The sequence below is a fragment of the Qipengyuania sp. HL-TH1 genome (genome assembly GCF_036365825.1).
In the GTDB taxonomy this organism is placed as follows: Bacteria; Pseudomonadota; Alphaproteobacteria; order Sphingomonadales; family Sphingomonadaceae; genus Qipengyuania; species Qipengyuania profunda.
Map to the genome: position 1 here is coordinate 854,851 of NZ_CP142675.1, position 13,180 is coordinate 868,030.

General features: G+C 64.5%; 11 protein-coding genes and 1 tRNA gene. 5 read left to right on the forward strand and 7 right to left on the reverse strand.

The features are described from left to right. Positions 1–56: 56 nt before the first annotated feature. The 3 genes from nfsB to VWN43_RS04815 form a co-directional block, all read right to left on the reverse strand. Complete coding sequence (nfsB, locus tag VWN43_RS04805) at positions 57–746, reverse strand: oxygen-insensitive NAD(P)H nitroreductase (protein WP_320180452.1); 690 nt, start codon at positions 744–746, stop codon at positions 57–59. Between the two features lie 160 nt (positions 747–906). Further along, a complete protein-coding gene (locus VWN43_RS04810) occupies positions 907–1,389 on the reverse strand; it encodes a GNAT family N-acetyltransferase (RefSeq protein WP_320180451.1) in 483 nt (160 codons plus the stop codon). A gap of 50 nt (positions 1,390–1,439) precedes the next feature. Next, a complete protein-coding gene (locus VWN43_RS04815) occupies positions 1,440–2,345 on the reverse strand; it encodes a LysR family transcriptional regulator (RefSeq protein ID WP_320180450.1) in 906 nt (301 codons plus the stop codon). A gap of 130 nt (positions 2,346–2,475) precedes the next feature. Here VWN43_RS04815 and VWN43_RS04820 point away from each other — a divergent pair, with 130 nt between their 5' ends. The 5 genes from VWN43_RS04820 to VWN43_RS04840 all read left to right on the forward strand — a co-directional run bounded on the left by VWN43_RS04820 (position 2,476) and on the right by VWN43_RS04840 (position 8,589). Continuing rightward, complete coding sequence (locus tag VWN43_RS04820; RefSeq protein WP_320180449.1) at positions 2,476–3,312, forward strand: DUF4437 domain-containing protein; 837 nt, start codon at positions 2,476–2,478, stop codon at positions 3,310–3,312. A 54-nt stretch (positions 3,313–3,366) separates the two neighbouring features. Next, positions 3,367–4,176, forward strand: coding sequence for an SDR family NAD(P)-dependent oxidoreductase (locus VWN43_RS04825; protein WP_320180448.1), 810 nt, complete (start codon positions 3,367–3,369; stop codon positions 4,174–4,176). 314 nt (positions 4,177–4,490) lie between these two features. Next, entirely contained in the window at positions 4,491–6,554 is a 2,064-nt protein-coding gene (locus VWN43_RS04830; protein WP_320180447.1) for a putative bifunctional diguanylate cyclase/phosphodiesterase, read from the forward strand. A gap of 383 nt (positions 6,555–6,937) precedes the next feature. Beyond that, the gene (gene moaC / locus VWN43_RS04835; RefSeq protein WP_320182123.1) at positions 6,938–7,414 is read left to right on the forward strand and encodes a cyclic pyranopterin monophosphate synthase MoaC; all 477 of its coding nucleotides are present in this window, start codon (positions 6,938–6,940) and stop codon (positions 7,412–7,414) included. Then, positions 7,411–8,589, forward strand: coding sequence for a molybdopterin molybdotransferase MoeA (locus tag VWN43_RS04840; protein ID WP_320180446.1), 1,179 nt, complete (start codon positions 7,411–7,413; stop codon positions 8,587–8,589). Before moaC ends, VWN43_RS04840 begins: the two co-directional genes overlap by 4 nt. Positions 8,590–8,605: 16 nt before the next feature. Here VWN43_RS04840 and VWN43_RS04845 read toward each other — a convergent pair whose 3' ends face one another. The 4 genes from VWN43_RS04845 to VWN43_RS04860 form a co-directional block, all read right to left on the reverse strand. Further along, positions 8,606–10,117, reverse strand: coding sequence for an acetyl-CoA acetyltransferase (locus VWN43_RS04845; RefSeq protein WP_320180445.1), 1,512 nt, complete (start codon positions 10,115–10,117; stop codon positions 8,606–8,608). Between the two features lie 106 nt (positions 10,118–10,223). Beyond that, a complete protein-coding gene (locus VWN43_RS04850) occupies positions 10,224–11,432 on the reverse strand; it encodes a GGDEF domain-containing protein (RefSeq protein WP_320180444.1) in 1,209 nt (402 codons plus the stop codon). A gap of 238 nt (positions 11,433–11,670) precedes the next feature. Beyond that, positions 11,671–11,745, reverse strand: a tRNA-Gln gene (locus tag VWN43_RS04855). 14 nt (positions 11,746–11,759) lie between these two features. Beyond that, entirely contained in the window at positions 11,760–13,169 is a 1,410-nt protein-coding gene (locus tag VWN43_RS04860) for an MFS transporter (protein ID WP_320180443.1), read from the reverse strand. Positions 13,170–13,180: the final 11 nt, after the last annotated feature.

The following is a 13,180-nucleotide window of genomic DNA, read 5'->3' on the forward strand; positions in this document are numbered from 1 at the left end:
AAGGCCCCGCCGATCACTCGACGGGGCCTTCGAAGGTATCACCAAAGAGAGGGGGGTCAGATTTCGGTGATGACCTCCGTTTCAGGTAGCCGCGACTTGGGCAGCGCGGCGTTGAAATCGTCTTCGGCGCGGTAGCCGAGCGATACGACGACCAGCGCACGGAAACCCTTTTCGTGCAGGCCGAACTCCTCGTCGAGCAGGTCGAGATCGACGCCTTCCATCGGCGTGGCATCGATACCCAGTGCGGCGACGCCGAGCATGAACTGGCCGATGTTGAGATAGGTCTGCGCCTGGCTCCAGGCGTCGAGATCGCCCGCTTCCTTGTGCATGTTGACGAACATCGAGCGCGCGCCGTGCATCTGTTCGCGCAGTGCTGCAGGATCGGCGACGAAGCGGCCATCGGCATCCTCGACGTCGAGGATATGCTGGAGATAGTCCTCCTCGATCGAGGTGCGCGCCGCGAACACCACCACATGCGATGCGTCGATCACCTTGCTGCGGTTGAACCCGAAACCGCCCGCGGTCGATTTCGCCACGCGTTCCTTGCCTTCGGGCGTGCCCGCCAGGATGAAGTGCCAGGGCTGGGCATTGGTGCTCGAGGGGCTGAAGCGGAGCAGGTCGCGCACGGCCTGCAGATCGGCTTCGGGGATGCGGCGCGAGGCGTCGTAGGACTTGGTGGTGTAACGGGCCTTGGCCGTTTCGACGATGGCGTCGCCGGTGCGGACGAGGGGGGCGAGAGCGGTCATATGCTTACCTCTTGGCTGTTGTGCACGCTGCGCGAAGCATGCGTGTCTTGTCAGTCGAGATAATTACATTGGCAAAGCAAGAAAACCGCCCGTGACCGGCAAAGAGTTTTCCGGTTTTCGCTATAATCAAGCCGCCACCCCATCGGCCTGGTCGGTTGTTCTATAGTTGACGATACATAATCAGCGCATCGACCATGCCCCTGGCCGGATGGTCGAAGGCGTTCGGCAGCCGGCCGACCGCGGCGAAGCCCAGCGTTTTCCACAGGTGAACCGCACCGACATTGCTGGCGACCACGAAATTGAACTGCATCGCGCGGAACCCGCGCTCGCGTGCGCGGCGCAGCGAGTCCTCGCCGATCTGCCGCGCTATCCCGCGACCCTCCGCTGCGGTGGCCGTGATATAGCCGCAATTGCACACATGGGCCCCGCCGCCGCCGTGGTTGGGGCGCAGGTAATAGGTCCCCAGGACTGCGCCCGCGTCCTCGAAGACGAAGGCCTCGCTGTCGCCGCCCATCCAATAGGCCAGGGCATCCTGCCTGGAGATCGCGGGATCGACGGCATAGGTCTCGCCAGCGCGAAACACCGGTTCGAGGATATGCCAGACCGCGTCGCGATCGTGGCTGGTGGCGGGACGGATGGACATGCGGGGTTCGTGGTCTTCGTGGGAGGGTGGCGGGAAGGGAGCTGCGCGGTTTACTGCAGCCAGGGCGGATCGCGACCGATTTTCTCGACGAGGAAGTCGATCAGCACGCGCACCTTGGCGGTCAGGACATTGGTCTTGGGATAGACCAGCCAGAGCGCGGTGTTGTCCTGCACATGCCACTCGGGAAGTACCCGGCACAGCGTACCGTCGCGCAGGGCCTGCTCGACGTTCCAGTCGGCATGGGGAGAGATGCCCAGCCCGGCAATCGCGGCGAAACGCATGCTCGCACCATCGTCGATCACCACCCGGCAGTTTTCCTCGGGGCAGGCGAATTCGGCTTTCTCCCCGCGGCTCGAAATCAGCGTCCTCGTACCCATGCTGCGAAAGGCTAGCAGGTCATGGTCTGCGAGATCGGCGGGGGAGGCGGGGGTTCCGCGCCGCGCGAGATAGTCCGGCGAAGCACACAGCACGCCGCGCACCTCGGCCAGCTTGCGCGCCTTCAGGCTGCTATCGTCGAGCGCGCTGTTGCGCAGCGCGAGATCGAAACTGCCTTCGAGCAGATCGAAAGGCGTATCCGAAAACCGCAGATCGAGGCGGAGGCCGGGATTGTGGGCGAGAAATTCGGGCAGCAGCGGCGCGACGTAGAGCTGTGCGAAGGTGCTCGAGGCGGCGAACCGGATCGTGCCCTCGGCCTGCGCGCGGCCATGCCCCAGCGCGGCCATAGCCGCATCGCGCTGCGCCAGGATTTCGCGCGCGAAGGGCAGGAATTCCTCACCTTCAATCGAGATTGAGACTTTGCGCGTGGAGCGGTGGAGAAGCTGGGCGCCGACTTCATGCTCGAGCCTCGCGAGCCGGGCGCTGGCTACCGCAGGCGCCAGTCCCAGATCGCGCCCGGCAGCGCTGATATTCAGTTTCTCGGCGGCGCGTACGAACAGGCGCAGGCTGTCAGTGTCCATCGATTATACCCGATCTACGAATACTGTTACCTCACATGGCGCATTTATATCGAAAAGGCACTCTATTATGTCGAAATGCTCGAACATCACCAGAGCCGTCTTGCTGGACCGGCTCAACAGGAGCAGTTCCGTGACCAAGCCGATCATAGCCGCCGCCACTGCCATCTCCATGCTGGCGTCGCTGCCTGCCGCGGCCGCGGATACGCCGCATTACGAGGTGGTTGAATTCGATGCAGTCGAATGGGGCGCGCTCAACCCGGCGCGCGGCGATGCGAGCCCGCGGGCCGGCGATCTGTGGGGCGATCGGGCCCGCGACAAGGCCTCCGGTTTCCTTGTCCGTTTCGACGAAGGGTTCTCCTCCCCGCCGCATATTCACAATGTCACCTATCGCGGTATCGTGATCGGCGGGAAGATCCACAATGACGACCCGGAGGCTGCGCCGCTGTGGCTGTCGCCGTCCTCCTTTTGGACGCAGCCTGCTGGCGAGGATCATGTCACCGCCGCGAGGGGTGCGTTCAACATGGCCTATATCGAAATCGATTCCGGTCCGTATCTCGTCCAGCCGTCCGCCGAAGCGTTCGACAATGGCGAGCGTCCGATCAATGTTGCGGCGTCCAATCTCGTGTGGCTCGATGGCGGCGATGTGACCTTCCTTCCTGCCAGCGACGGATCCGGCGCGCAGACGGCGTTCCTGTGGGCTGATCGGGAAACCGGCGAACGCGGATCGCTTCTGCGCCTGCCTGGCGGTTCGTCATCGCGGATCGAGACAGGCGCCGGGACCTTGCGGGCTGTCGTTACGTCCGGCGGGATTCGCTACACCAATCCGCAGACCACGGCTGAAGTGGCGCTGGGGGCGGGCAGCTATTTCGGATCGATGGGGAATGCTGTCCACACCATCAGCTGCGACGCCGAAGACGACTGCCTTCTCTATATTCGAACGAGCGCGGCCTTCACCGTCGCCGAATAACGGCTGGCGGATGGATTTCGGCCAGCGGCCCTTAGGCATATCAAACGGACAATCATGAGCAAAACCATCCTGATCACCGGCGCTACCGATGGCATCGGCTTCGAGACCGCCAAGGTGCTCCGCGCCACAGGGCACTCCGTCCTGCTGCATGGGCGCAGCGCAGCGAAACTGGACGCGGCGCGCGCTGCTGTCGCGGCCGTGGACGGCGATGGCCGGATCGCGACCTACCAGGCGGATCTGTCCTCGATTGCGGCGACGCGGCACCTCGCGGATGAAATCCGCCGCGCAGAGCCCGATCTCGACGTGCTGATCAATAATGCCGGCGTCTTCAGCATCGCCAAACCCATGACGGGCGATGGGCTCGACGTCCGCTTCGTCGTCAACACGATTGCGCCCTATGTGCTAGCCAGCGAACTGGCGTTCCATATCGGCATGGGCGGGCGGATCGTGAACCTGTCTTCGGCGGCACAGGCCCCGGTATCGCTCGCCGCGCTCGCGGGGGAGGAGCGGCTATCCGACAATGACGTCTATGCGCAAAGCAAGCTCGCGCTGACCATGTGGTCGCGCCACATGGCGGACGAGTTCGCCGATGCCGGACCGGCGGTGATTGCAGTGAACCCCGGCTCGCTCCTCGGCAGCAAGATGGTCAAGGAAGCCTATGGAATGGACGGCAAGGACCTCGGCATCGGGGCCGACATCCTGCGGCGGGCGGCCGTGTCGTCGGAGTTCGACCATGCCTCGGGCCGCTATTTCGACAATGACAGCGGCCAGTTTCGCAATCCGCATCCCGATGCGCTCGACCCGTCGCTGAACGCCGCACTCGTCGCGGCGATCGACGACATTCTGCGGCGCGTGAGCGCGTAGGGATTGCGCGCATTCCCGAGTTCGCACGCGGCGTTTCCCATGTCGCAAGGGCTAGCACGCGATCCGAACGAGCATGGAGGGACGCCCCGTGCTCCGGTTCGCCGAACCGAACGGTTGCTGCGTCGTGACGATCCAGCCGGTTTTTCGCGCGGTTTCGTTGGTGCCGTTAACCATTGGAGAGGTTCTTCGGCACGCGTCGGGGCGCCACAACACCGTAGTTCCCCTGATGTGCGGTTTACCATACCTTCGTTCCGGCCTGCCACCTCGGCTTAATGTTTAAGGCTCGAGTGCAATTTTGGCGGCGTATAGATAGGTTGATCGGATTTGAATCCGACAACGAAATCGCCGCCAAGTTCAGTCGGGAACGCATCAAGTCGGTGCGCAACACGATCCATATCTATTATCTGACCATCATCGCGCCCTTTATCGGGATCGCGTGGGTGACCTGGGACCAGACCCCCACCCGGATCATGGCAGGCGTCCTGGTGCTCGCTGTTATCACGCGCTTCCGGCATTGGGTGTTGCCGCTGCCCGCAGGCGCGTCGGAAGACGTCAATCCGGTTGCAGCACGCGTGACAGGTTTCATGGTCGTGCTGCTGTCCTGCTCGCAGACGCTGTTCTATCTCTTGCTCGCGTTCGGCAGCGTCGCGTTTAACAATGGTAACACGGCGTGGTTGCAGATTCTCTCGCTCGCGCTGCTGGCGGCCTTGACCCAGGGCGCTGCGCTGACGGGGATTATCTTCGCCTCGCGGGTGATCTTCTTCTGCTTCGTGCTGCCCTTGGCCGCTGCCGTGCTGTATATCTACGCAGGCAACAACCTGCCGGCTTCGGTCGCGGTCATCGTGCTGACCGTGGTCAGCCTGTATCTCGCCGAGACGAGCTACAAGATGCAGCTCCGCCTGTTCAAGGCGCAGTTCGATGCCGATGCAGCGCTGGTTGGAATGGAGCGAACCAATCTCGAACTGATCGATGCCCGGCGCTCTGCCCAGCGCCAGGCCGAGTTCGACAATCTGACCGGTGTCCGCAACCGCCTCGCCTTCATCCACGATGTCGAGGCAAAGCTGGACGGCGGGCAATGCGGGCTGCTGGCAGTAATCGACCTCGACCGCTTCAAACCGATCAACGACCTCTATGGCCACCATGCCGGCGATGTCGTGCTGCGCCATGTCGCCCGCCGCCTGCAACGCGTATCGCCGGCGGGAACGATCGTCGGTCGGCTGGGCGGGGACGAATTCGGCATCTTTATCGGCGGATCGTCGTGCCCCGAGGAACTCGGCGCGCTGGTCGCGACCTGTGACGATGCGCTGGTGCAACTGCGCAAGCCCATGCGCCTGTCGAATGCGCTGGTCAGCGTCGGGGGATGCGCGGGCGCATGCGTGCTGGGCGAAGATGCACCCGATGTCGATCGCGCGCTGCGGGATGCGGATGCGGCGTTGTATGTCGCCAAGCGCGAAAATCTCGAGACCACCAAGCTGTTCGATGGCGCGATCCAGGAAGAAACGGGGCGATTGCACGCCATCGAAGCCGAGCTGATGGAAATTGGCACGATCGAACACATGACGCTCGCGTATCAGCCGATCCTCAATCTCAAGACGGGTGAACTGACCTCTTTCGAAGCGCTTGCCCGCTGGAATCATCCGACCTTCGGCGAAGTTTCGCCGGCGCTGTTCATTCCGGCAGCCGAGCGTCTGGGCCGGATCGGCGAAATCACCCTCTCGCTGCTTAGCAAGGCGCTCGATTTTGCAGCCGAATGGGTCCCGCCTTGCCGTCTGTCGTTTAACCTCAGCGCCGCCCATATTTGCAGCGAGAACGCCGCAGCGGAAATCGTCAATCTGATCAAGCGGAAGAATTTCCCGTCCGACCGCCTGCAGTTCGAAATCACCGAAACCGCCATGCTGGTGAATTTCGACGTCGCCCGCCGGAATGTCGAACTCCTGCGTAGCGCAGGCTGCCGCATCGCGCTCGATGATTTCGGTGCCGGCTTTGCATCGCTGGTCTATCTGCGCGAAATCAAGTTCGACAAGGTCAAGATCGATGGCTCGCTGATCCGGGGCGCGCGCGAACCGCAAGGGCGCGACATGCTCCGCGGCGTTATCAAGATGATCGAGGCGATGAAGCTTGAAAGCATTGCCGAATATATCGCCACCGTCGGCGATCGAGAGACCGCGCTCGAACTGGGCGCAGAGTTCGGACAGGGTTTCTATCTCGGGCGCCCGCTCGATGAAGAGGGCGTGCTGGCCTTGCTGGGGCAGTATCGCGAACCCGATGCGCCGAACATCCACCGCCTGGCCGACCGGCAGATCGGTGACGTTGACGCGGATGCGGCCGACGATGCCGAAACCCCCTGTCCGTTTTCGGTGAGCGGGTCGCGCCCGTAGCCGTTCGGCTGGCGCAAGCGCCAGCTACGCCAAGCGCCAACATTCTCCCGCAAAGCGTCGCCGGCTTGTCCAAGCCGGGGTGAGTGCGGTTCTTCGCGCCTAAGCCAGCACCCCGCAAGTCGCGCTGATGCGCGTCGCGGTCGGCGATGCCGGCATCCTGCACCAATGCATCGCGTCACCAATCAGAACCCCACACGATAAACTATGGCATGGGCAGAAATTTGAATGTCAATCAAACTTGAGGTTTTGCGGCGGTCCGCGAGTTTCTCCCCCTGATGGCGGACCGTCTGACCGTAGATAGTGGTCTTTTTCGCGAAGCCGCTCGACAGGCGCGCGCGATGATGCTCGAACGCCGCCCGACCGCAGCAATCGAGGACCCGCAATTGGCCGAGCTATCCCATATCGACGAGCAGGGCCGTGCGCGCATGGTCGATGTCGGCGACAAGCCCGTTACTGGGCGCCGCGCCACGGCAGCGGGCCGGGTGGATTGCGCAGCCGATACGATTGCGCTGGTGAAGGCGGGCAAGACCCCCAAGGGCAGCGTGATCGCAACTGCGGAACTGGCCGGGGTCATGGCCGCCAAGCGGACGGCGGACCTGATCCCGCTGTGCCACCCGCTACCGCTCTCGCAGGTCGAGGTGACGATCGCGTTCGACGATGCGCGGCCCGGCTTCATCGTCGAAGCGGCGGTGCGGACCGAAGGACGCACGGGGGTAGAGATGGAAGCGCTCACCGCAGTGTCCATCGCCTGCCTGACGCTGTTCGATATGCTCAAGGCGGTCGACAAGGGCATGACCATCGCGGACATCCGCGTCACCGCCAAGGAAGGCGGCCAGTCGGGTGACTGGCAGCGCGCATGATATCTTTCGACGAGGCGATGGCGCTGCTTTCCAAGCATATCGCTCCGCTCGAGGCTGAGACGATTGCGCTATCCAAGGCTGCAGGACGGACTCTCGCCGCCGATGTTACTGCCGATATCCCGTCACCGCGCCGGACGATTTCCGCCATGGATGGCTATGCGGTAAGGCTGGAGAGTGTCGTCTCCGACGCGCCGATGCGGGTGGTCGGTGAAGCGCGGCCCGGCTGCCCCTATGACGGCCCTTTGGCCACCGGGACGGCCGTGCGGATATTCACCGGGGCGCCGCTGCCCGAGGGCGCCGATTGCGTCATCATGCAGGAACATGCCTCGCGCGAGGGTGAGGATGTGCGTTTCTCCGCCGGGTTCGGCCCGGCCCGCCACATCCGCCAGCAGGGAAGTGATTTCGCGAAAGGCGATATCGTCCTCGAGCAGGGCACGCGCTGCGACCCGAAAGCGCTGGTCGCCATTGCGGCGGGAGACAGGTCCGAAACTGCCGTTCATCGCCAACCGAAGGTGGCGCTGCTCGCCACTGGAGACGAATTGGCCGAGCCCGGATCGGCGCAGCGCGCGCCTTACGCCATCCCCGACAGCACGAGCTATGCGCTGGCGGCGCTGGTCGAACGCGAGGGCGGGGTGGTGACCACCCGCGAACGCGGGCTCGACGATTTGCCCGCGCTCGAACGACAGGCGGGCGAATTGCTCGGCAGTGCCGATCTGGTGGTGGTCACCGGCGGCGCGTCGGTCGGCGAACGTGACTTTGCGAAACCGATGTTCGCGGCGCACGGGCTCGAGCAGCTCTTCGACAAGGTGGCGATCAAGCCGGGCAAGCCGGTGTGGCTGGGCCGCGCGGGGGAAACGCTGGTGCTGGGCCTGCCGGGCAATCCCACCTCGGCGATGGTGACCGCACGGCTGTTCCTCCAGCCGATCCTCGCGCTGCTGCAGGGCGCGAGCACTGCGCACCGCTGGCGCAGCATGCCGCTGGCGGGGGGCCTGCCCGCGACCGGCGACCGGGAAACCTTCGCACGGGCCGCCTGGGTGAGTGAGGGGCTGTGCCCGCTCGGCAATCAGGACAGCGGCGTGCAGGGCGGACTGGCCCGTGCGGACTGGCTTATCCGCTGCCCGCCGGGCCAAGCCGAATTGCCGGTAGGGGCGAAGGTGCAGGCGCTGCAGTTCTAAGCCGCGGGTCCAGCGGTCAGTCGCGCGACCAGAGCGCCAGTGCCTCACCCTCACCCGAGCGCGTTATCATCCCGCCGCTTCCCACGGGTTCGCCGCGTCCTTCGGTGAGGAAGGCGATCATATCGCCATCATCGCCGGAAACGCTGGCCAGCGTGCGCGATCCCGTGGGCGTGCGGGCCACGATCACGCCCGAGCTTGGCGTGCCGGTGCGGTCGTAATGCACGGTGTAGCTCTCGATCGTCGCGGGACCCGTATAGGTCTTGTCCAGCGGCGGAACGTCCCCGCGCCGCGCGTCGGCCTCGGCCTGGTAGTCGAAGTCCTGCGGGAAGGCGGCCTGCGTCGGGGCACCCGATACGAGGATCGTGTGGTTGTGCGTGGCATAGCCGCCATTGGCGAACAGCAGCCCCTTGTCGCGGGTGCCGCGCAGCTTCTCGACCATCGCGGCGACCGCATGGCTCATGTAATTGCCGATCGGACCGCCCCCGAAAGTCAATCCGCCGAAAACGGTCGCGGGCCGCTCGAGCGGCAAGCCGAGCACCCGGCGCGCCATTTTCGGCACGCAGGGAAAGCAGCTGTAAAGCTCGACATGCGCGAGGTCGGCGGTGGTGACACCGTTCAGCGCCATCGTCCGCTCGATCGAGGTGGCGAGGCTGGGGGAGGCGTCATAGCGATCGCGCGACAGGAAGCTGTCGCTTTCATGCGCCGCCGCGCCGTAGCCGACATAGACCAGCCGGTCCTCCGCAATCCCGCGCCGCCGCGCTTCGGCCAGCGAAGTTACGATAAACCCGGCGCCCTGGTTGACCGACGAATTGGCGACCTGGAGCTTGGTGTAAGGAAAGGCGATGGGGCGGTTGCTGGCAGAGGGCGTGACGACATCGTCCGCGCTCACCGGCTTGCGGATCCAGGCGCCTTCGCTCTGCGCTGCGACCTCGCTCATCCCGGCCCAGATCGCGCCGCTTTCCGCCTGTCCTTCGGAGAGCGATTGCCCGTAAGCGGCGCGTCCGGCGTTTTCATAAAGCGGGTAGACATCGGTCGGCACGACCAGCCCGTATCCTTGCGCATAGCCCTTGCGGACACGGTGGCTCGCATCGCGCAGGGCGTTGGGCTTTGCGCCATCCGTGCGCTTCTTCAGCGCTGCCAGCTGGCCCGCAGTGCGCAGAGCCTCGCCGCCGGTCACTGCGCAAATCTTCGCCTCGCCGCGACCGATGCGATTGGCGGCTTCGTTGAGCAGCAGGATCGGGCTGTCGCCATTGGGCATCGCGGTCTGCATCCGGTGCGCAGGATCGATCCCCAGTACCTCGGCCAGCTTGCCATCGACAGGGTTGAGCTGCGGCCAGGCCAGTTGCGCCACCACCGCCAGCGAATCGCATTCGGCAAGCAGGTCGCCGCCCGCATTCGCATCGGCCCGTCGCAGCGCCTCGGCCATCAGGTGGATGGGGTCGAGCCCATCCCCGGGGTTCTCGGGGCGGTCGTTGACCTGTCCGACACCGACGATGACGGGAATATTCTCGGGATCCTGCTCGGGCACGCATGCTCTCCTCTTGCTGCCCTGCCTAGCAAGCGGGTTTCATGCTGCAACCGAAACCTGGAGGAGAATTGGGGGCAAGAACCACCTTGCACCCGGCCTGGTGCGATCAGGCAGCGGCCCTGCGCGTCGCTAGCACGGGACGTGCCGGCCGTGTTGGCGTCTGTTCGAGCGGGGCAAGGGAAACCTTGTTGCGGCCGGTGTTCTTGGCTTCGTAGAGTGCGAGGTCAGACCGGCGGGCGAGGCTGGACAGCGCTTCGTCCGGGGAAAGCTGGGCCAGGCCGAAGGACGCCGAGACTACCTGCGCGTTGCCGACCGCCTGCGACAGTTCGGTCTGCACCCGCTGCCGCATTAGTTCGGCCGAACGCGCCGCCTGCTCGATCTCCTGCCCAGCAAGCACGAGCGCGAATTCCTCGCCCCCGAGCCGTGCCACCAGATCCCCTTCTCCAGTCGCACTTGAAAGCAACTCGGCGACCGCGATGATCACCTTGTCGCCGACCGGGTGGCCGAAGCGGTCGTTGATCGTCTTGAAGCGGTCGATATCGACCGTCACCAGCGTCAGGGGCTGGTGACCGTGGATGGCGTTAGCGATCATCTGCTCGCCATGAACCTCGAACCCGCGGCGGTTGCGCAGGCCCGATAGCGGATCGGTTTCCGAGCGCGCGATCATCTCGATCGTCATGTCGCGCATCATGACCAGCAGCAGTACGAGCGCGAGCGCGATCAGGATGACAGAACCCAGGCTTTGTGAAATCGCGGCGTAATCCGATGCGAGGTAGTTCTGTGGCGTGTCGGCACCCCCGATCCGCCAGGCGATAAGCGGCTTGGCCAGATAGGAGAGCGCAGCCGCCGAGCTGACGAAGACCAGCAAGCGGTCGAGCAGCATGCGGCGCCCGGACCGGATCACGATCAAGGTCATCAGTACCTGCATGGTGAAATAGGGAAGGTGATAGAGCAGCGTGCGAGCGCCCGTGCCGTAAGGAAGCATCAGCATCACGGGGGCCAGCATTCCGGCAAGGATCCAGACGGCCACTATGGGCCTGGTCTGCGGACCAGTGCGATAATACTTCGCTACGCCGACAAGGCCGCAGGTGAGTGCCGCGAGATAGGTAAAGAAGATGCCGGTGATGACCGGCGTGGGATGTTCGGTCCAACGCATGATGAACTCGAGCATCACATCGACGATACCCAGCGCATAGGCGGCGGCCAACCAACCTGCGCCCCGGGCGACCGGGTTCGAGCGCGCGACCACCGCAAACGCCACGCCGAACAGCGCGGCGATGAACATGTTGATCCCGAGAATGAACGCCGCCGTCATCGGCTGTTCCCTGCCCCCATCTACTTCCCGCGCAGGAGCTTAAGGGGTGAGAGTTAAGATGCCCTAACCATACACTTGATTGCGGATGAAGCGCGCGGGCAGTCCGGCGCGCTTGCTCGCGATCGTCTCGGTAGTTCGGAGTGGTGATCGATATCGCGAAAGCGTATTACCGCAGGGTGCCGGGCGGGTTGGCCCGCAGGCAAACCTTGGCTTTAGTCGCGTGGATCACTTGGAAAGCTGGCTGGGGTGGCAGGGATCGAACCTGCGAATGCCGATACCAAAAACCGGTGCCTTACCACTTGGCTACACCCCAGCGAGTGAGCGCCCCTATAACGCCTCGGGCGCGGAAGGGAAGGGGTTGGAAGGCGAAACGAGTCGACGCTCGGCCAGTTCGGTTTCGACCTGCGCAATGGTCGCGCGGTCGAGCCGGTAGAAATACATCGCCACACCCGCCGGAACGATCGCGGCGGCGGGGACGAGCGCGAAGGCGAGCTCGATCCCCATGCGCGCCTCGGCAGACTGGATCGCGCCCGCTTCGAAGCCGGTCAGCGCCAGCAGGAAGCCCGGCAGCGCCGCACCGAAGGCCACACCCGCCTTGATCGCGAAGATCGAGGCGGAGATCACCAGGCCGGTCATCTGCCGCCCGCTCGACCATTCGAGATATTCGGCGATATCGGTGAACATCGAATAGGCGAGCACCATCATCATGCCGAAACCCACGCCGACGAACAGCTGCACGAAGGTCTGCATCCAGACCGCATCGAACGGCAGCATGTAGAAAACCAGCATGGCGGCGATTTTCAGCCCTCCGGCCACGATCAAGAGCACCGGCTTGTCGAACCTACGGGCCAGGTAATTGGCCCCGATAACGCCGATCAGTTGGCCGATGGCGAGCGCCGAATAGAACAGCCCGATCCGGTCGAGGAAGAAAAACACCGGCGCGCCATCGTCGCCCGCGACATAGCGGAACCAGAACAGCGCGCTGCCCGCACGCGCAGAGAGCGCAACCGGGGCGAGCAGCGCGGCCACCGCCACGGCGATCCATGCGGGCGTGCGCACCAGAACCTTGAGATCGTCGATAATGCGGCCGTTGGTGGGTGCAGGCGGGATACGCTCGCGGCTGGCGGCAAAGGCGATCCAGTAGGTCGCGACGCCCAGTCCGGCGAGTACGAACATGGTCAGCATGATGCCGCGCCGCTCGTCGCCCGCGCCCAGTTCGCGCACCAGCGTCGTCCCGACCACCCCGATCAGGATCACCGCAGCGGCGGAAAACACCATGCGATAGGCGGCGAAGCTCGAACGCTCGTCAGCGCTGGGGGAAATGACGCCCATCAGCGCCGAATAGGGCACGCTGGCGGCGGTGAAGGCGAGCATGGTCGCGGTATAGGTGACATAGGCCCAGATCAGCATCGAGCCGGGCGAGAGATCGGGCGCGGCAAAGATCGCCGCCCCGGTCAGGCCGAAGGGGATCGCGCCCCACAACAGGTAGGGGCGGTACCGGCCCCAGCGGCTGCGCGTGCGATCGGCCAGCGCGCCCATCATCGGGTCGGTCACCGCATCGATCAGCTTGGTCAGGAACAGCATCAGCCCCATGGCTGCAGGCGCCACGCCGCCCAGCTCGACGAAGAAGAACAGTAGGTAGAGATTGAAGAAGTTGAGATAGAAGGACGACGCGAGATCGCCCATCCCATAGCCGATCTTCTCCAGTCGGCCGACGGGGCGCACCGGATCACGCAAATCTGTATCCT

What these genes read in the sequence shown, in the direction of transcription:
- nfsB (WP_320180452.1), bottom strand. Translation starts at nt 746, where the DNA reads ATGACCGCTCTCGCCCCCCTCGTCCGCACCGGCGACGCCATCGTCGAA.
- VWN43_RS04810 (WP_320180451.1), bottom strand. Translation starts at nt 1,389, where the DNA reads ATGTCCATCCGTCCCGCCACCAGCCACGATCGCGACGCGGTCTGGCAT.
- VWN43_RS04815 (WP_320180450.1), bottom strand. Translation starts at nt 2,345, where the DNA reads ATGGACACTGACAGCCTGCGCCTGTTCGTACGCGCCGCCGAGAAACTG.
- VWN43_RS04825 (WP_320180448.1), top strand. Translation starts at nt 3,367, where the DNA reads ATGAGCAAAACCATCCTGATCACCGGCGCTACCGATGGCATCGGCTTC.
- VWN43_RS04840 (WP_320180446.1), top strand. Translation starts at nt 7,411, where the DNA reads ATGATATCTTTCGACGAGGCGATGGCGCTGCTTTCCAAGCATATCGCT.
- VWN43_RS04850 (WP_320180444.1), bottom strand. Translation starts at nt 11,432, where the DNA reads ATGACGGCGGCGTTCATTCTCGGGATCAACATGTTCATCGCCGCGCTG.